This is a genomic window from Kitasatospora sp. NPDC057223, assembly GCF_042669755.1.
Classification (GTDB): domain Bacteria; phylum Actinomycetota; class Actinomycetes; order Streptomycetales; family Streptomycetaceae; genus Kitasatospora.
Map to the genome: position 1 here is coordinate 42901 of NZ_JBHUWW010000021.1, position 17164 is coordinate 60064.

General features: G+C 72.7%; 17 protein-coding genes. 12 read left to right on the forward strand and 5 right to left on the reverse strand.

The features are described from left to right. Nucleotides 1-91: 91 nt before the first annotated feature. Nucleotides 92-1246 (forward strand): cystathionine gamma-synthase, encoded by a 1155-nt coding sequence (locus tag ACFUK0_RS11160; RefSeq protein WP_380248555.1) that lies wholly within the window; start codon nucleotides 92-94, stop codon nucleotides 1244-1246. On the opposite strand, the gene ACFUK0_RS11165 is transcribed toward ACFUK0_RS11160, so the two are convergent. Further along, nucleotides 1243-1743, reverse strand: a complete 501-nt coding sequence (locus ACFUK0_RS11165) for a MarR family winged helix-turn-helix transcriptional regulator (RefSeq protein ID WP_380248557.1) — start codon at nucleotides 1741-1743, stop codon at nucleotides 1243-1245. The genes ACFUK0_RS11160 and ACFUK0_RS11165 overlap by 4 nt on opposite strands. A gap of 141 nt (nucleotides 1744-1884) precedes the next feature. Between ACFUK0_RS11165 and ilvA the strand changes: the two genes are divergently transcribed. From ilvA to ACFUK0_RS11180, 3 genes are all read left to right on the forward strand, one after another. Further along, nucleotides 1885-3096, forward strand: a complete 1212-nt coding sequence (gene ilvA / locus ACFUK0_RS11170) for a threonine ammonia-lyase (protein WP_380248559.1) — start codon at nucleotides 1885-1887, stop codon at nucleotides 3094-3096. Nucleotides 3097-3359: 263 nt separating this feature from the next. After that, a complete protein-coding gene (locus ACFUK0_RS11175) occupies nucleotides 3360-4409 on the forward strand; it encodes an ATP-binding cassette domain-containing protein (protein WP_380248561.1) in 1050 nt (349 codons plus the stop codon). 1 nt (nucleotide 4410) lies between these two features. Beyond that, nucleotides 4411-5274, forward strand: coding sequence for an ABC transporter permease (locus ACFUK0_RS11180; RefSeq protein WP_380248563.1), 864 nt, complete (start codon nucleotides 4411-4413; stop codon nucleotides 5272-5274). Nucleotides 5275-5368: 94 nt separating this feature from the next. Here the strand turns inward: ACFUK0_RS11180 and greA are convergent, their stop codons facing one another. After that, a complete protein-coding gene (gene greA / locus ACFUK0_RS11185; RefSeq protein ID WP_380248565.1) occupies nucleotides 5369-5863 on the reverse strand; it encodes a transcription elongation factor GreA in 495 nt (164 codons plus the stop codon). A 319-nt stretch (nucleotides 5864-6182) separates the two neighbouring features. Then, nucleotides 6183-6596: a DUF4307 domain-containing protein gene (locus ACFUK0_RS11190; protein WP_380248567.1), complete on the reverse strand. Its 414-nt coding sequence runs from the start codon at nucleotides 6594-6596 to the stop codon at nucleotides 6183-6185. Nucleotides 6597-6820: 224 nt separating this feature from the next. Between ACFUK0_RS11190 and mca the strand changes: the two genes are divergently transcribed. The 4 genes from mca (at nucleotide 6821) to ACFUK0_RS11210 (ending at nucleotide 10688) form a co-directional block, all read left to right on the forward strand. After that, nucleotides 6821-7717 (forward strand): mycothiol conjugate amidase Mca, encoded by an 897-nt coding sequence (gene mca, locus ACFUK0_RS11195; protein ID WP_380248569.1) that lies wholly within the window; start codon nucleotides 6821-6823, stop codon nucleotides 7715-7717. Between the two features lie 80 nt (nucleotides 7718-7797). Then, nucleotides 7798-7992 carry a hypothetical protein gene (locus tag ACFUK0_RS11200; protein WP_380248571.1) on the forward strand — a complete coding sequence of 65 codons (195 nt, stop codon included), beginning with the start codon at nucleotides 7798-7800 and terminating at the stop codon, nucleotides 7990-7992. Between the two features lie 6 nt (nucleotides 7993-7998). After that, nucleotides 7999-8472, forward strand: a complete 474-nt coding sequence (locus tag ACFUK0_RS11205; RefSeq protein ID WP_380248573.1) for a GNAT family N-acetyltransferase — start codon at nucleotides 7999-8001, stop codon at nucleotides 8470-8472. 164 nt (nucleotides 8473-8636) lie between these two features. Then, on the forward strand, nucleotides 8637-10688 hold the full coding sequence (locus ACFUK0_RS11210) for a thioredoxin domain-containing protein (protein WP_380248575.1): 2052 nt from the start codon (nucleotides 8637-8639) through the stop codon (nucleotides 10686-10688). Between the two features lie 227 nt (nucleotides 10689-10915). Here ACFUK0_RS11210 and ACFUK0_RS11215 read toward each other — a convergent pair whose 3' ends face one another. Then, entirely contained in the window at nucleotides 10916-11854 is a 939-nt protein-coding gene (locus ACFUK0_RS11215; protein WP_380248577.1) for a hypothetical protein, read from the reverse strand. Between the two features lie 260 nt (nucleotides 11855-12114). On the opposite strand from ACFUK0_RS11215, the gene ACFUK0_RS11220 reads away from it, so the two are divergent. The 3 genes from ACFUK0_RS11220 (at nucleotide 12115) to ACFUK0_RS11230 (ending at nucleotide 14391) form a co-directional block, all read left to right on the forward strand. Next, entirely contained in the window at nucleotides 12115-12798 is a 684-nt protein-coding gene (locus tag ACFUK0_RS11220; RefSeq protein ID WP_380248579.1) for a papain-like cysteine protease family protein, read from the forward strand. A 7-nt stretch (nucleotides 12799-12805) separates the two neighbouring features. Further along, nucleotides 12806-13636 carry a hypothetical protein gene (locus ACFUK0_RS11225; RefSeq protein ID WP_380248581.1) on the forward strand — a complete coding sequence of 277 codons (831 nt, stop codon included), beginning with the start codon at nucleotides 12806-12808 and terminating at the stop codon, nucleotides 13634-13636. A gap of 284 nt (nucleotides 13637-13920) precedes the next feature. Continuing rightward, nucleotides 13921-14391 carry a hypothetical protein gene (locus ACFUK0_RS11230; protein WP_380248583.1) on the forward strand — a complete coding sequence of 157 codons (471 nt, stop codon included), beginning with the start codon at nucleotides 13921-13923 and terminating at the stop codon, nucleotides 14389-14391. On the opposite strand, the gene ACFUK0_RS11235 is transcribed toward ACFUK0_RS11230, so the two are convergent. Next, nucleotides 14284-14979, reverse strand: a complete 696-nt coding sequence (locus ACFUK0_RS11235; protein WP_380248585.1) for a hemolysin III family protein — start codon at nucleotides 14977-14979, stop codon at nucleotides 14284-14286. The two genes, ACFUK0_RS11230 and ACFUK0_RS11235, sit on opposite strands and share 108 nt — an antisense overlap. A 278-nt stretch (nucleotides 14980-15257) precedes the next feature. Between ACFUK0_RS11235 and ACFUK0_RS11240 the strand changes: the two genes are divergently transcribed. Continuing rightward, nucleotides 15258-17084: a phosphoenolpyruvate carboxykinase (GTP) gene (locus ACFUK0_RS11240; RefSeq protein ID WP_380248587.1), complete on the forward strand. Its 1827-nt coding sequence runs from the start codon at nucleotides 15258-15260 to the stop codon at nucleotides 17082-17084. Nucleotides 17085-17164: the final 80 nt, after the last annotated feature.

Below are 17164 nucleotides of genomic sequence, written 5' to 3' on the forward strand. Positions count from 1 at the left end.
CTCGCGGCGGTGGGATGCTGGGGCCGGGGCACTCGCGCAGGCAATCTGCTTTGACCGGACTTCACGGCATTTGCCCACTAGTCTCGTTGGTATGACCGAGCACCAGCTTCCCCACGGCTTCGAGACCCTTGCCATCCATGCGGGTCAGGAAGCAGATCCCCGAACCGGGGCCGTCGTCACGCCGATCTACCAGGTGTCCACCTACAAGCAGGACGGGGTGGGCGGCCTCCGCGAAGGCTACGAGTACAGCCGATCCGCCAACCCGACCCGCACCGCGCTGGAGGAGTGCCTCGCCGCCCTGGAGGGGGGCAGCCGCGGGCTGGCCTTCGCGTCCGGGCTCGCCGCCGAGGACACCCTGCTGCGCACCGTGCTCAAGCCGGGCGACCACATCGTCATCCCGAACGACGCCTACGGCGGCACCTTCCGGCTGTTCGCCAAGGTGCTGACCCGCTGGGGCGTGGAGTTCTCGGTGGCCGACACCCAGAACCTGTCCACCGTCCGGGAGGCGCTGCGTCCCAACACCCGCGCGGTCTGGGTGGAGACGCCGTCCAACCCGCTGCTGGGCATCACCGACCTCGCGGCGCTCGCCGAGATCGCGCACGGCGCGGGCGCGCTGCTGGTGGTGGACAACACCTTCGCCAGCCCCTACCTCCAGCAGCCGATCTCGCTGGGCGCCGACGTGGTGGTGCACTCCACCACCAAGTACATGGGCGGCCACTCGGACGTGGTCGGCGGCGCGCTGGTCGCGGCCTCGGCCGGGCTCGGCGAGGAGATCGCGTACCACCAGAACGCGATGGGCGCCGTCGCGGGCCCGTTCGACGCCTGGCTGGTGCTGCGCGGCATCAAGACGCTCGGCGTCCGGATGGACCGGCACAGCTCCAACGCGGAGAAGATCGTCGAGCTGCTGACCCGGCACCCGAAGGTCAGCCAGGTGCTGTACCCGGGCCTGCCCGGGCACGCGGGCCACGACATCGCCGCCAAGCAGATGAAGGCGTTCGGCGGCATGGTGTCGTTCCGGGTCGCCGGCGGCGAGCAGGCGGCGGTCGACGTGTGCAACCGCGCGCAGCTGTTCACCCTCGGCGAGTCGCTGGGCGGCGTCGAGTCGCTGATCGAGCACCCGGGCCGGATGACCCACGCCTCGGTGGCCGGTTCGGCCCTGGAGGTGCCCTCGGACCTCGTCCGGGTGTCGGTCGGCATCGAGTCGGCCGACGACCTGCTCGCCGACCTGCAGCAGGCGCTCGGCTAGGAGCTCCGCTCCTCCCCCTCCTCCTGTGCCAGACCTGCCGTGTACGACTCCAGGCAGCCGTTGAAGCGGGCCAGCAGGGCGCAGAACGCCCGCTGCTCGTCGGCCGGCCAGCCGTCCACCAGGCGGCGGATCAGCTCCTCCCGCCCGGCCCGGACCGCGGCGAGCCGTTCGGTGCCGAGCGGGGTGAGGGCGAGGCGTACGGCGCGCCGGTCGGCCGGGTTGCGCACCCGGCCGACCAGGGCGGCGTCGACCAGCGGGGCGGCCTGCCTGGTCACCGTCGAGGAGTCGATGCCCAGGGCGTCGGCCAGCGCCTTGATGTTGGCCGGGCCGTGCCGGTCGAGGCGGTCGAGCAGCAGGTAGGCCGCGCGGTCCAGGGCGCCGAGGCCGTCGGAGCTGCGGACCTGTTCCAGCCGGCGGGCGAACACCGCCACCTGGTACTGGAGCCGGTTGTGCAGGGAGTCGGTGCGGCTGGTGGCCAGGGGCGAGGTCGTCGTCATCGCGGCTCACGATCGGTGTGCGGTGAGGGAGGCTCAGACCGAGCAGCGTACGCGCGCCGGGCGGGCCCGGGAACAGGGTGAACAGCGGGAACGGGTACGGACGTCCCCGGCCCGCGGGCCGGCCCGCCGTACGCTGGCGGCATGCAGAGCCGGCAGATCACCCTCGACGACGTCCGCGGTGCCCACAAGATGCTCGCCGGGGTGGCCCGGGTCACCCCGATGGAGGGCAGCCGCCACCTCTCCGAACTGGTCGGCGCCCCGGTCCGGCTGAAGTGCGAGAACCTCCAGCGGACCGGGTCGTTCAAGCTGCGCGGCGCGTACGTGCGGATCGCCGGGCTGTCGCCGGTGGAGCGGGCGGCCGGCGTGGTGGCGGCGAGCGCCGGCAACCACGCGCAGGGGGTGGCGCTGGCGGCCTCGCTGCTGGGAGTGCGCTCGACGGTGTTCATGCCGGTGGCGGCGCCGCTGCCGAAGGTCGCGGCCACCCGGGACTACGGCGCCGAGGTCCGGCTGTACGGCGCGAACGTGGACGAGGCGCTGCAGGCCGCGCAGCGGTACTCGGACGCCACCGGCGCGGTGTTCATCCACCCGTTCGACCACTGGGACGTCATCACCGGCCAGGCCACCGTGGGCCTGGAGATCCTGGACCAGTGCCCCGAGGTGCGGACCATCCTGGTCGGCGTGGGCGGCGGCGGGCTGCTGGCCGGCATCGCGGCGGCGGTCAAGCCGCTGCGGCCCGACGTGCAGGTGATCGGCGTCCAGGCGGCGGGCGCGGCCGCCTACCCGCCCTCGCTCGCGGCGGGCCGCCCGATGTCGCTGGAGCACGTCGCCACGATGGCCGACGGGATCATGGTCGGCCGCCCGGGGGACATCCCGTTCGAGGTGATCAACACGCTGGCGGACGGCATCAGGACGGTGTCCGAGGACTCCCTCTCCCGGGCCCTGCTGCTGAGCCTGGAGCGCCTGAAGCTGGTCGTGGAGCCGGCCGGGGCCAGCCCGGTCGCGGCGCTGCTGGAGCAGCCGCACTCCTTCCAGGGCCCGGTGGTGGCGGTGCTCTCCGGTGGCAACATCGACCCCCAGCTGATGCAGCGGGTGCTGCGGCACGGCCTGGCGGCGGCCGGCCGCTACCTGTCGCTGCGGGTGCGGCTGACCGACCGGCCGGGCTCGCTGGCGGACCTGCTGGGCGTGCTGACCCGGGTGGACGCGAACGTCCTGGACGTGGCGCACGTCCGGATCGACCCGCGGCTCGGGCTGACCGAGGTGGAGGTCGACCTGCACCTGGAGACCAAGGGGCCCGAGCACTGCGACCTGGTGGCGAGTGAGCTGCGCGACGCGGGCTACGTCGTGTCGCACTGACGTTCCGTCGGCGGCCGGCCGGGCGTCGCACGGATATCCGGGTGCCGTTGTCGGTGGCGCCTGCCAGGATGGCAGGGCCCGGCACCTTGACGCGATATATCGCAAGCTGCCATTCTCGCGATGTATCGCGTTCCTAGCCGATCGCCAGTGCGAATACAGGCATGAACACCCGGCTGCTCGGGTAGCCCTATGTGGGCACAAAGTGGGACAAAAGCACCCCATGTACTCGTGAAGTACACCGTCAGAGGAGATGAGGCAGGCCCATGGCGCCAGCCATCCAAGCCGAGAACCTGGTGAAGACCTTCGGTGACGTACGAGCCCTGGACGGCGTCAGCCTCGACGTCCCCGAGGGCACGGTGCTCGGCCTGCTCGGCCCGAACGGCGCCGGCAAGACCACCACCGTCCGCGTCCTCACCACCCTGCTCCGCCCCGACTCCGGCCACGCGGTGGTCGCCGGGGTCGACGTGCTCAAGCACCCCAACAAGGTCCGCAGCCTGATCGGGCTCTCCGGCCAGTACGCCGCCGTCGACGAGTACCTGACCGGCCGTGAGAACCTCCAGATGGTCGGCGAGCTCTACCAGATGACCGTCCGGGACTCCAAGGCCCGCGCCCGCGAGCTGCTGGAGTGGTTCAACCTCACCGAGGCCGCCGACCGCACCGCGAAGACCTACTCCGGCGGCATGCGCCGCCGGCTCGACCTCGCGGCCGCCCTCGTCGTCCGGCCGCCGGTGATGTTCCTGGACGAGCCCACCACCGGACTGGACCCGCGCAACCGGCTCGCCCTCTGGGAGGTGATCGAGACCCTGGTCGAGCAGGGCACCACGCTGCTGCTCACCACCCAGTACCTGGAGGAGGCCGACCGCCTCGCCCACGACATCGCGGTGGTCGACCACGGCAAGGTGATCGCCCGGGGCACCGCCGACCAGCTCAAGGCACAGATCGGCGGCGAGCGGATCGAGGTCGTCGTGCACGACCGCGGCCTGGTCGGCGAGGCCGTCGCGGCCCTCGCGCCGTACGCCAAGGGCGACCCGGCGGTCGAGAAGAACACCCGCCGGATCACCGTGCCGGTCAGCGGCGGCGCCAAGGTGCTCGCCGACGTGATCCGCGAACTCGACGCCCGCTCGATCGAGATCGACGACATCGGCCTGCGCCGCCCCACCCTCGACGACGTCTTCCTGTCCCTCACCGGGCACGCCACCACCGCCGAGGACGCGGAGAACGGCGGCGACGGGCCGGCCGCGAAGCGCGGCCGGGACGGGCACTCCGGCGACACGCCGGACAAGCAGGCCGTCACGGCCGGAAAGGACGTCTGAGATGTCCGCGTCCACGGCCACCGAACACGCCATCGGCGGCGCCGTACCCCAGCAGCGGCACGGCGTGGCGGCGACCATGCACGACTCCTGGGTGGTCGCCAAGCGCAACCTGCGCCGGATGACCCGCATCCCGGAGATCGTGGTCTTCGGCCTGATGCAGCCGGTGATGTTCGTCCTGCTGTTCTCGTACGTCATGGGCGGGGCGATCCAGATCCCCGGGACGGAGTCCAGCTCCTCCACCTACACCCAGTTCCTGATGGCGGGCATCTTCGCCCAGACCGTCACCTTCGCGGTGGCCGGCGCCTCGGCCGGTATCGCGGAGGACATGACCAAGGGCCTGGTGGACCGCTTCCGCTCGCTGCCGATGGCCCGCTCGGCCGTGCTGGTCGGCCGCACCCTCGCCGACCTCGTGCAGACGGCGTTCATCCTGCTGGTGCTCGCCCTGGTGGCGCTGGCGGTCGGCTGGCGCATCCACGAGGGCTTCCTGAAGGCCCTCGGCGCGTTCGGGCTGCTGCTCCTGCTCGGCTACGCCTTCTCCTGGATCGGCGCGCTGATCGGCCTGCTGGTGCGCAGTCCGGAGGCCGCCACCTCGGCCGGCCTGATCTGGCTGTTCCCGCTGACGTTCATCTCCAACGCGTTCGTCCCGATCAGCAGCATGCCCGACTGGCTCCAGCCGGTCGCCTACTGGAACCCGTTCAGTGCCACCGTGCAGGCGTGCCGCGACCTCTTCGGCAACCAGGTCGGCCCGGTCGACGACGCCTGGCCGATGCAGCACGCGACGCTGGTGTCGGTGGTCTGGTCGCTGATCATCACGGCGGTCTTCTCCTGGCTCGCGGTGCGCAAGTACCGCTCCGCGGTCGGGTAGCGCCGGGCGGCCCGGGCCGGTCGGCCCGGGGCCGGGCACACGTGAAGGGCGGCCGTGGAGGGATCCACGGCCGCCCTTCACGTGTGCGCGCTGCTCAGCCGGTGTACGGCTTGACCTCGGTGATCCGCACCGTGGCCCGCTTGCCGTTCGGCAGCTCGTACGTGGCGTCCTCGCCGATCTTCTTGCCGTCGATGGCGCGGCCGAGCGGCGACTGCGGCGAGTAGATGTCCAGGTCGCCGGCCGCCTCGCGGGAGCCGAGCAGGAAGACCATGGTGTCGTCCGGGTCGCCGTCGAACGCGACCGTCACGACCATGCCGGGGGCCACCACACCGGTGTCGGTGGGGGCCTCGCCGACCTTGGCGCGCTCCAGGAGCTGGGTGAGCTGGCGGACGCGGAGTTCGCCCTTGCCCTGCTCCTCCTTGGCCGCGTGGTAGCCGGCGTTCTCCTTGAGGTCGCCCTCTTCGCGTGCCGCCTCGATCTTCTGGGCGATCTCGACGCGCCACGGGCCGGTCAGGTTCTCCAGCTCGGCCTTGAGCTGGTTGTAGCCGGACTGAGTGAGCCAGGTCACGTTTTCGCTGGTCTGGGTCACGGGTGCTCCTCGTAGGTACTGGGCTGCGCCGGGTGCTGAGGTCGCCGGCACGGGTGGTGGTGATATCGGTCTTAAGTACAGAAGGTCGGTCTTAACTACAAAGCAACGCCCACTCCCGGACCATCCGGCGCGGAAGGGGCGAAACCCCGAGCCTAACAATTTCCGCCAGCGGACGGGAGAGGCATCGGCGCGCTGTTGACCACAAGGTTGCGCGAAAGTGACCGGGTTCCGCCGGGCACCTTGGACGGATTCCCGCGCCCCGGATCGAATATGCGCCTGAAAGGGTGAGTTCCGCGCCGCCCGGTGGCGGCGGGCGGGTCTATTTCGCGGGGGTACAGCCCAGCAGCTGGGCGGTGGTGCCGCGGGCGGTCGTCCTCAGGGTCAGCAGCGCCTGGTAGCTGGTGCCCGCCGCCGGCACCTGGAAGTCGGACAGGCCGACCACCGCGCCGTCCGCCGACTGCGAGCGGACGGTGCACGTACCGGCGGTGCCGTCGCTCTTGCTCACCTGGAGGTTGATCTGCATCTCGGAGTCCGAGACGGCCTGGAAGGTCGGCACCAGGCCGTTCATCTTCGTCTCGCGCAGCAGGTACGAGGCGCCGAACCAGCCGACCACCAGCAGCAGGACGACGGCGCAGGCCGCTCCGACGGCCTTCAGCCTGCGGTCCGCCTCACGGTCGCCGGTCCGGCCGTACCGGCCCTCGGGCAGCTGCGGGGTGCTGGTACCGACGCTCATGCTGGCTCAGTCCTCTCCGGGGAGGGGCCGGCGGGGTGATGCGGGGAATGTAAGGCTCCTCCAGTCCGTCACTATAGGAGGGGCACGCCCGCGGCCGGTCCAGCGGGGGCGGGGGGCCTGCCCTGCCGACGCGTGTCGGCGGTGGGCCCCACGGTGGTGCGGCCCTGACACTGCGCAGCCCGGACGGTGGGCGGCACAGAACAATGGTGGAAGGAAACCAGGCGTTGACTGAGCAGTTGCGACTGATGGCGGTGCACGCCCACCCGGACGACGAGTCCAGCAAGGGCGCGGCCTCCATGGCCATGTACATCGACCAGGGGGTGGACGTGCTCGTGGCCACCTGCACCGGCGGAGAGCGCGGGTCGGTCCTCAACCCGAAGCTCCAGGGGGACCCGTTCGTCGAGGAGAACATCCACGAGGTGCGCCGCAAGGAGATGGACGCGGCCCGCGAGATCCTCGGGGTCAAGCAGGCCTGGCTGGGCTTCGTCGACTCCGGGCTGCCCGAGGGCGACCCGCTGCCGCCGCTGCCCGAGGGCTGCTTCGCCCTCGTGGACCTGGCCGAGGCGGCCGAGCCGCTGGTGCGGCTGATCCGCGAGTTCAAGCCGCAGGTCATCACGACCTACGACGAGAACGGCGGCTACCCGCACCCGGACCACATCATGACCCACAAGATCACCATGCTCGCCTTCGACGCCGCCGGGGACCCGGACGCGTACCCGGAGGCCGGTGACCCCTGGCAGCCGCTGAAGCTCTACTACAACCACGGCTTCCCGATGGGCCGGATCCGCGAGCTGCACAAGTACCTCACCGAGCACGGGCAGGACTCGCCGTACGGCGAGTGGATCGAGGGCTGGGAGAAGAGCGGCCGCAAGGAGCGCGAGATCACCACCCGCGTGGAGTGCGCGGACTGGTTCGAGACCCGGGACCGCGCGCTGATCGCCCACGCCACCCAGATCGACCCGGACGGCCCGTGGTTCCGCGTCCCGCTGGACGTCCAGCGCGAGGTGTGGCCGACCGAGGACTACGAGCTCGCCCGCTCCCTCATCGACACCGACCTCCCCGAGGACGACCTCTTCGCCGGCCTGCGCACCCGCAGCCTGGCGGCCGAGCCGGGGGCCTGACCCGGGGCCCGGCCCACCGGTTCTCCGACACGCACCACCCCGGTGACCCGGCCCGCACCGGGCCGGGTCACCATGGAGAGATGAGCACCCCCGTGAACCTCACCGACCTGGCCACCGGGCTCGCCCTGGACGAGACCAAGGTGACCCCCGGCCTGCTGGGCTTCGTGGTCTTCGCCGCGCTCGCGGTCGCCACCTGGTTCCTGGTGAAGTCGATGAACAAGCAGTTCAAGCGCGTGGACTTCGTCGAGGAGCCGGAAACCGCCGCGAAGGAGTGAGCCCGGATGAAGATCGCCGTCGATGACCTCTCCGGCCCCGAGATCGCCGCGTTCCTGGAGTCGCACGTCCAGGAGATGCGGTCCGTCACGCCCCTGGAGAGCAAGCACGCCCTCGACCTGGCGGGCCTGCGCCGGCCCGAGGTCACCTTCTGGACGGCCCGCGACGACGACGGCGCCCTGCTCGGCTGCGGCGCGATCAAGCGGCTGGACGGTGGCCACGCGGAGATCAAGTCGATGCGCACCGCCCCGGCCCGCAAACGCGGCGGGGTGGCTTCCGCCCTGCTGGCGCACATCGTCGCCGAGGCCACCTCGGCCGGTTACACCCGGCTGAGCCTGGAGACCGGCTCGGCCGACTTCTTCGCGCCGGCCCGCGCGCTGTACGCGAAGTTCGGCTTCGAGCACTGCGAGCCCTTCGCCGACTACCGCGAGGACCCGCACAGTGCCTTCATGACCAGGCCGCTGCCGGGCCGGCCGCGCTAGCGGCGACAGGGCCCCGCCGGCCGCGACGCCCCGGACGGCGTCGAACGGCCGCTCGGCGGTGACGTCCTTGAGCGGGCGCCCCGCCCCCGCCCTCGGCCGGGGGCGGGGCGCAGTCGTGCCGGGTCGGGGACGGATTTGACGCCGCGGTGCGCAAGGATGGGGGCATGCCGAACCGTCTTGCCGACGCCACCTCGCCGTATCTGCTGCAGCACGCCGACAACCCGGTGGACTGGTGGCCCTGGGGGCCCGAAGCGTTCGCGGAGGCCGAGCGACGCGGCGTGCCGGTGCTGCTGTCCGTCGGGTACGCGGCCTGCCACTGGTGCCACGTGATGGCGCACGAGTCGTTCGAGGACGAGAAGACCGCCGAGTACGTCAACGAGCACTTCGTCGCCGTGAAGGTCGACCGCGAGGAGCGGCCGGACGTCGACGCCGTCTACATGGAGGCGGTGCAGGCCGCCACCGGCCAGGGCGGCTGGCCGATGACGGTGTTCCTGACGCCCGAGAAGGACCCGTTCTACTTCGGGACGTACTTCCCGCCCGAGCCCCGGCACGGGATGCCGTCCTTCCCGCAGGTGCTGGAAGGCGTGGACGCGGCCTGGCGCGAACGGCGCGAGGAGGTCGGCGAGGTGGCCGCCCGGATCAGGGCCGACCTCGCCGAGCGGGCGGCCGTCTACTCGCTGGGCTCCGGCGTCGCCGCGCCGCCCGCCGAGGCGGACCTGCGACAGGCGGTGGCCGGCCTCGGCCGCAGCTTCGACCCGGTGCACGGGGGCTTCGGCGGGGCGCCCAAGTTCCCGCCGTCGATGGCCGTCGAGTTCCTGCTCCGCCACCACGCCCGGACGGGCACCGAGGCCGCACTGGAGATGGCCGGCCGCACCTGCGAGGCGATGGCCCGGGGCGGCATCTACGACCAGCTCGGCGGCGGCTTCGCCCGCTACTCGGTGGACGCCGAGTGGGTGGTGCCGCACTTCGAGAAGATGCTCTACGACAACGCGCTGCTGCTGCGCACCTACCTGCACCTGTGGCGGGCCACCGGCGACGTCCTCGCGCGCCGCGTCGCACTGGAGAGCGCCGACTTCCTGCTGCGCGAACTGCGCACCCCCGAGGGCGGGTTCGCCTCGGCGCTGGACGCGGACAGCCTCGACGCGGCCACCGGGAAGTCCGTCGAGGGCGCCTACTACGCCTGGACGCCGCAGCAGTTGGCGGACGTGCTCGGCCCCGAGGACGGCGCGGCCGCCGCCCGGCTCTTCGCGGTCACCCCGCAGGGGACCTTCGAGCACGGCGCCTCCGTGCTCCAACTGCCCGCCGACCCGGCCGACCCGGAGGACTACGAGCGCCTCCGGGCCCTGCTGTTCGCCGCCCGCGCGGAGCGGCCCGCCCCGGCCCGCGACGACAAGGTGGTGGCCGCCTGGAACGGCCTGGCGATCGCCGCCCTGGCCGAGACCGGCGCGCTGCTGGAGCGGCCCGACCTGGTGGAGGCCGCCGCCGCTGCCGCCGACCTGCTGATCGAGATCCACCTGCTGCCCGACGGACGGCTGCTGCGCACCTCCCGCGACGGGCGCGGCAACAGCTCCAACGCCGGTGTCCTGGAGGACTACGCGGACACCGCCGAGGGCTTCCTCGCACTGTTCGCGGTCACCGGCGACAGCGCGTGGCTCGACCTGGCCGCCGTCCTGCTGGACACCGTGCTGGCACACTTCACGGACGAGGCGTCAGGGGCGCTGTACGACACGGCGGACGACGCCGAACAGCTGATCCGCCGCCCGCAGGACCCGACCGACAACGCCACCCCGTCCGGCTGGACGGCCGCCGCGAACGCCCTGCTCGGCTACGCCGCCTACACCGGCTCGGAGCGCCACCGCACCGCCGCCGAACGGGCCCTGGCCATCGTCGGCGCACTCGCCTCGCGCGCGCCGCGCTTCATCGGCTGGGGCCTGGCCGCCGCCGAGGCCTGGACGGACGGCCCGCGCGAGGTCGCCGTCGTCGGTCCGGCAGGCGACCCGGCGACCGCCGCCCTGCACCGCACGGCGCTGCTGGCCACCGCCCCCGGCGCGGTGGTCGCGGTCGGCGAGCCCGGCCCCACGGACGTACCGCTGCTGGCCGACAGGCCGCTGCTGGGCGGCGAGCCGGCCGCCTACGTCTGCCGCCACTTCACCTGCGACGCCCCGACGGCGGACACCGCGGTGCTGGCCCAGCGGCTGGGGGTCGTCGTCCGCTGACCGGTCGGGGTGCCGGGAACCGTGCTGCTGGCGGTGATCGAACGGCTCGGCTCGGCTCGGACGGGCCCCGGGCCTTCGGGGAGGTGCCGCCCCGGTTCGGATGGTGGCGGACCGGCCCCGGCGCGCCGGTCGAGGGCGCCTACCTCCGGGCGCCGCCGTACGACCCGCGCCTCGGCCGGATCCCGGCGGCGGCCGGAGCGGCCCCGGCCGGCCCGGAGGTTCGGCGCTCAGTCCCAGTCCCAGCGGACGCCCAGCAGGCACGGGCCCAGGCCGGAGGCGAACACGTGCACCCCGTGGTGCCCGTCCAGGGTCAGCTCCTCGGACTCGTACGGCTCCTCGCCGGGGGAGTGGCAGGCGAAACGGTGGCAGCGCACCGGGAGCGCGGCCGGGTCGAAGGTCACCTGGAGGACGTACTGGCCCGTCCCGGAGTTGAAGCCCCGGACGTACTCGCGGGCGGGCTCCGGGGCCGGGGCGTCGTCGAAGCCGTAGCCGAGCAGGTGGGCGTCGCCGGTGCGCAGGCGGCGGTCCAGCAGCAGTTCGGCGACCAGCAGGTCGGCGGCCTGGTCCCGGCGGATCCGGCCCGGGCGGCAGTTCTCCTCGGCCCGCACGACGACCCGGGAGATGTCGGCGCCCGGGTCGCCCTGGTGGAGGGCGAGGTAGCGGTCGACGCCGTCGCGGTGTGCCCGGACGGCGTGCAGGGAGTCCCGCCGCCGGAGCCGGCGGTCCGGGCCGAGCCGGACGCGCTCGATGTGGGTGACGGTGTGCAGGCCGGTGTCGGGCGGCCCGGGGAGGGCGGCCAGCAGGTCGTCCACCGCCGCCGCCGGGCTGATCAAGTCCCGGTACGGGCGCACCGACGGGCCGTCCGCCGGGGCGGGCCCGGGCGACCGGCGGGGGCCGAGCAGCCGGGTGAGCGAGTGCGCCGGGAGTTCCAGCACGTCCTCCAGCACCCTGACCGCCCGCAGTGACTCCGGCCGCTCGGGCCGTCTCCTGCCCTGCTGCCAGTAGCTGAGGCTGGTCACTCCGACCTGCACGCCGCGTTGCGCGAGGTGCAGGCGCACCCGGTGCAGGGCGAGCCCGCGGGCGGCGATGGCGGTGCGCAGGGCGAGGTGGAACGGCCCGGTGCGCAGGGCGGTGGCGAGGTCGGGGGGTGGTGCGGTCCGCTGCATGTCCGACTCCTCCGGATCGCCGGCGGTGCTGCCCGGGCGGGCGTGAATATTCACACGGGCCGGCCCCGGTTGTCACCGGTGGGCGCCCGCACGGCCGGGCCGGGGGCCGGCCCGTTCACATCCGGGCGCCGCCGTTCACACCCCGGGCGGGCCCGCGCCGAGCCCGTTGACCACTCTGCGTCAACGGGCGGATGCTCTGTCGCAGCGTCCGGACGCGCCCCCACAGCAACTCCTCCGCAGGTGCAAGGAGGCATTCCCCCATGGCAGTTCAACCCCCACCGCCGAGAGCACGGCTGCGCCGCACGGTCGCGGCGCTCGCCCTCGGCGTGCTCGCTCCGGCGCTCACCGTCGCCGCCACCACCCCGGCCCGGGCCGCCGCCCCCGAGGCCGCCCCCGAGAGCGCCCGGGCGGCCCAGGCCGCCCCCGTCCGGCCCGCGGCCGGCAGCGCCACGGACCTGGCCGGCACGTCCAGGAAGCTCGGCATCACCATGCAGCAGCAGCAGAACACCAACTGGTGCTGGGCGGCGAGCGGCAACACCATCGCCACCTGGTTCGGCTACGGCTACAGCCAGAACCAGTTCTGCAACGCCGCGTTCGGCCGCTCGGCCGACTCCGCCTGCCCCAACAGCCAAGCCACGCTGGGTGATGTGCAGAACGGCCTGAGCCGGATCGGCATCAACCCCGGCTCCTACGTGACGGGTTACCTCCGCTACGCCACCGTGCAGGGCGAGGTGAACGCCGACCGGCCGGTCGAGACCCGGATCCAGTGGAGCTCCGGCGGCGGGCACATGCACGTGCTGTACGGCTACGACACGGCCGCGAACTGGGTCTACTGGGGTGACCCGTGGCCGTCCAACTACCGCTACAACTGGGCCGACTACTCGTACTACGTGAGCAACGGCTCGTTCTCCTGGACCCACTCCCTCTACCGGATAGGCGCGTGAGGCGACTATGACGGACCTCAGGAAGGCCGCCGCCACCGCCCTGCTCGCGCTCGGCCTCGGCCTGGCCGTGACCCCGCCCGCCCACGCGGCCGGCGACCCGGTGCCCGCGCCGGTCGGCGCCGCCGAACTGGCGAAGGCCCGCGAAGCCGCGCAGAGCCCGGCCGTGCTGGACCAGCTCGGCCGGTTCTTCGCCCGCGAGGGCGCCGGGCAGAGCGGTCGGCCGGCCCTCGAAGCGGCCCCGGCCGGCCCGGGCGCGGCGCGCCTGGCCGGTGACACCGTCGCCGTCTACACCCTCGACGAGGGCTTCGTGGCGGGTGCGGCGGGTGCGCCCGTCGCCCGCGCCGACTTCGTGGCCAGCCGCGCGGTGTCGGCGGACGGCAGGGTCGCCTCGGTGTGGACCGTCCAGGAGGAGGGCCGTTGGCGGGTGGTCAACATCGCCTCCGGCGGCGACGAGGGCGACTACGCGGCGAAGGCCGCGAGCGGCGGCGGTACGGCGTTCCGCGAGCCGCAGCTGAACGCCTGGTACGTGCTGCGCGAGGGCCGGGTGCTGCCGCTCGACGACGAGGCCCGCCGCTCGGTCGGCGCCGGCGGGGTGACCCTCGCGGCCTACCAGCGGCTGGTGCACCAGCGGTACGGCGACAAGCTGCCCGGCTCGGCGTACGACCGGGCCGGCCGGGGCGGCGGCTACCGGGCGGACGACGCGGCCCCGGCCGGCCACGGCGTCGCCCTGCCGGCGCTCACGGCGGCCGCCGCTCTGGGCGTCACGGCGCTCACGGGCGCGGGTGCCGCGCTGCGGCGCCGGCCGCGCAGCGGGGCACGGGTGCGGGTGCGCTGGTAGGGCCCGCGCGCGGGTGCGTGGGGAGCGGCGGGCCCGGATCGGACCGGGTCCGCCGCTCCGCTTTGCTCCGATTCGCTCACACTGCGTCACCGATTGGACAAATAAGCTGTGCGCACAGGAAATTGACGCAGCGTTGACCCCCCGTTCGCCGTCCGATGCAACCTCCGAGTGACGTTCGGTAGATACGATGTGGCATTCGGTCAACGGCGACCGGGGCAGTCGGGAGCGGAGAAGGGGTGGGGCGGCCGGAGCCGACCACGAGCCGCACGGGAGAGGGGAAGCCGATGCCGGACAAGGGTTCGACGGGAGCAGGAGTGTGGGGCGCGCTGGTGGTGGTCACGGCCGCGGTGGCCGTCGTCGCGGCCTATCTGGTCGAGGGTGCCGCGCTGGTGCTCGGAGTGGTGGGCGTCGAGGTGCTGTTCGTGATGGGCTACGTGGCCCGGCGGTTCCGGCTCACCCACGCGCCGTTGCTGCTGCGGGCGGGCCGGGCGGGCGCGGGGGCGGCGCAGGCGGAGCACTGCGAGCGCTGCCGGCGGGCCCGTGAGGCGCTGGACGCCCGGGCGGCGGCGAAGCGGGCCGGCGCGGTGCGCGGGCTGCATCTGGGCTTCGGCGCGACGGAGGGGCTGGAGGACGGCGGGCGGCCGGGCTCAGCCCGCGACGGTGTAGGCCACCAGCGAGACGCCCACGTACTGCACGATGAAGGCGCCGAGCGTGAAGGCGTGGAAGACCTCGTGGAACCCGAACCAATGCGGTGACGGGTTGGGCCGCTTGAGCCCGTAGACCACGCCGCCGAGGCTGTAGAGGACGCCGCCGACGATCATCAGGGTGATCACGGCGGCGCCGCCGGTGCGGATCATGTCGGGCAGGAAGAAGACGGCGGCCCAGCCGAGCGCGAGGTAGCAGGGCGTGTAGAGCCAGCGCGGGGCGCCGACCCAGAACACCCGGAACGCTATTCCCGCGAGAGCTCCGCCCCAGACCAGCCAGAGCAGGGTCTGCTGCCGTCCGCCGTGCAGCAGCAGGATGGTGAACGGGGTGTACGAGCCCGCGATGATCAGGAAGATGTTCGCGTGGTCGAGGCGCCGCAGGACGGCGTCGCCCCGCGGGCCCCAGTTGAACCGGTGGTAGACGGCGCTGACGCCGAAGAGCAGCCAGGCGCTCGCCGAGTAGACGGCGCAGGCGACCTTGGCCTGGGTCGAGTCCGCCAGGCAGATCAGCACGATGCCGGCGGCCACCGAGGCCGGGAACATCCCGGCGTGCAGCCACCCGCGCCACTTCGGCTTGACCTCCGCGAGCGTGACCGCGGTCGCGGGCGCGTCGGGGGCGGTGCTCTGGTCAGCAGTCATGCGCAACATGCTACCTACGGATGCGTAGGTTACCGAGGCGTAGGAAGTGGCACTCATCACTCTTGGACGTTTTGGAGTGTTCGGACCCCGTGTTCGACGGGTCCGCGAGGGACGCGACCGCCGGATTACTGACAAGTAATCTGCCGTTCTGGAGTAAAAGTAGGGTCAAACTCGCCGCTGCGCCGTGTTCAGGCCCCGAGGCCGGAGCTACGCTGCAATCACCCTCAAACCCCCCGCTACGCCGTCTCGGTGCAGAGACGGCGTGAAACGGAGCGATCGTGTCGTACGAGAACTCTGCTCTCAGCGCATCCGCGCCCACCCGCCACAAGCGTCTGCTGGCCTGGGTGAGCGAGATCGCGGAGCTCACCCAGCCCGACCGCATCGAGTGGTGCGACGGCTCGGAGGAGGAGTACCAGCGCCTCGCCGACCTGCTGGTGGCTCAGGGCACCTTCCGGAAGCTGAACGCCGAGAAGCGCCCCAACTCCTACTACGCGGCCTCCGACCCGACGGACGTCGCCCGGGTCGAGGACCGCACCTACATCTGCTCCGAGCAGGAGAAGGACGCGGGCCCGACCAACAACTGGAAGGCCCCCGCCGAGATGCGGGAGCTGTTCAGCGGTGCGAACGGCCTCTTCAAGGGCGCCATGAAGGGCCGCACCATGTACGTGGTGCCGTTCTCGATGGGCCCCGTCGGCTCCCCGCTGGCCGCCTACGGCGTCGAGATCACCGACTCCGCCTACGTCGCCGTGTCGATGCGCGTGATGACCCGGATGGGCCGGGCCGTGATCGACCAGCTCGGCGAGGACGGCGAGTTCGTCAAGGCCGTGCACACCGTCGGCGCCCCGCTGGCCGAGGGACAGGCGGACGTCGCCTGGCCGTGCAACACCACCAAGTACATCTCGCACTTCCCGGAGGCCCGCGAGATCTGGTCCTTCGGCTCCGGCTACGGCGGCAACGCCCTGCTCGGCAAGAAGTGCTACGCGCTGCGGATCGCCTCCACCATGGCACGCGACGAGGGCTGGCTGGCCGAGCACATGCTCGTCCTCAAGCTCACCCCGCCCGCCGGTGAGGCGAAGTACGTCGCGGCGGCCTTCCCGTCCGCCTGCGGCAAGACCAACCTCGCCATGCTCCAGCCCACCATCCCGGGCTGGAAGGTCGAGACGATCGGCGACGACATCGCCTGGATGCGCTTCGGCGCCGACGGCCGGCTCTACGCCATCAACCCCGAGGCCGGCTTCTTCGGCGTCGCCCCCGGCACCGGCCTGGACACCAACGCCAACGCCATCGAGACGCTCTGGGGCAACACCGTCTACACCAACGTCGCGCTCACCGACGACGGTGACGTCTGGTGGGAGGGCCTCACCGACGAGCCGCCGGCCCACCTCACCGACTGGCGCGGCAACGACTGGACGCCGGAGAGCGGCACGCCCGCCGCCCACCCGAACGCCCGGTTCGCCGTGCCCGCCGCGCAGTGCCCGACCATCGCCCCGGAGTGGGAGGACCCGGCGGGTGTGCCGATCTCGGCCATCCTGTTCGGTGGCCGCCGCGCCACCGCCGTCCCGCTGGTCACCGAGTCCTTCGACTGGCAGCACGGCGTCTTCCTCGGTGCGAACATCGCCTCCGAGAAGACCGCCGCTGCCGAGGGCACCGTCGGCGAGCTGCGCCGCGACCCGTTCGCGATGCTGCCGTTCTGCGGCTACAACATGGGCGACTACTTCGGCCACTGGCTGAAGCTCGGCGCCGAGGCCGATGCCGCGAAGCTGCCGAAGATCTACTACGTGAACTGGTTCCGCAAGAACAGCGCGGGCGAGTTCGTGTGGCCGGGCTACGGCGAGAACAGCCGCGTGCTGAAGTGGATCGTCGAGCGCCTGGAGGGCACCGGCGAGGGCACCGAGACCCCGATCGGCGTGCTGCCCACCCAGCGGGCTTTCGACCTGTCCGGCCTGGAGCTGTCGCAGGCCGACCGCGACCTGCTCTTCACCGTGGACGCCGACATCTGGCGCCAGGAGGCCGCACTCGTGCCGGCCCACCTGGAGCTGTTCGGCGAGCACACCCCCACCGAGCTGTGGGACGAGTACCGGGAGCTGGTCAAGCGCCTCGGCTAGGCACCGGCGGCTCGCGTGCGCCGGGCCCTACGGCCGGAGCCCCGGCCGGACGAACCCTCTCCCCGACCACGTTGGGGGAT

Coding starts and splice junctions, on each gene's coding strand:
- ACFUK0_RS11200 (WP_380248571.1), top strand. CDS start 7,798: ATGAGCACCCCCGTGAACCTCACCGACCTGGCCACCGGGCTCGCCCTG.
- ACFUK0_RS11165 (WP_380248557.1), bottom strand. CDS start 1,743: ATGACGACGACCTCGCCCCTGGCCACCAGCCGCACCGACTCCCTGCAC.
- ACFUK0_RS11175 (WP_380248561.1), top strand. CDS start 3,360: ATGGCGCCAGCCATCCAAGCCGAGAACCTGGTGAAGACCTTCGGTGAC.
- ACFUK0_RS11235 (WP_380248585.1), bottom strand. CDS start 14,979: ATGACTGCTGACCAGAGCACCGCCCCCGACGCGCCCGCGACCGCGGTC.
- ilvA (WP_380248559.1), top strand. CDS start 1,885: ATGCAGAGCCGGCAGATCACCCTCGACGACGTCCGCGGTGCCCACAAG.
- ACFUK0_RS11190 (WP_380248567.1), bottom strand. CDS start 6,596: ATGAGCGTCGGTACCAGCACCCCGCAGCTGCCCGAGGGCCGGTACGGC.
- ACFUK0_RS11210 (WP_380248575.1), top strand. CDS start 8,637: ATGCCGAACCGTCTTGCCGACGCCACCTCGCCGTATCTGCTGCAGCAC.
- ACFUK0_RS11215 (WP_380248577.1), bottom strand. CDS start 11,854: ATGCAGCGGACCGCACCACCCCCCGACCTCGCCACCGCCCTGCGCACC.
- ACFUK0_RS11230 (WP_380248583.1), top strand. CDS start 13,921: ATGCCGGACAAGGGTTCGACGGGAGCAGGAGTGTGGGGCGCGCTGGTG.
- ACFUK0_RS11220 (WP_380248579.1), top strand. CDS start 12,115: ATGGCAGTTCAACCCCCACCGCCGAGAGCACGGCTGCGCCGCACGGTC.
- ACFUK0_RS11225 (WP_380248581.1), top strand. CDS start 12,806: ATGACGGACCTCAGGAAGGCCGCCGCCACCGCCCTGCTCGCGCTCGGC.
- ACFUK0_RS11180 (WP_380248563.1), top strand. CDS start 4,411: ATGTCCGCGTCCACGGCCACCGAACACGCCATCGGCGGCGCCGTACCC.
- ACFUK0_RS11205 (WP_380248573.1), top strand. CDS start 7,999: ATGAAGATCGCCGTCGATGACCTCTCCGGCCCCGAGATCGCCGCGTTC.
- ACFUK0_RS11160 (WP_380248555.1), top strand. CDS start 92: ATGACCGAGCACCAGCTTCCCCACGGCTTCGAGACCCTTGCCATCCAT.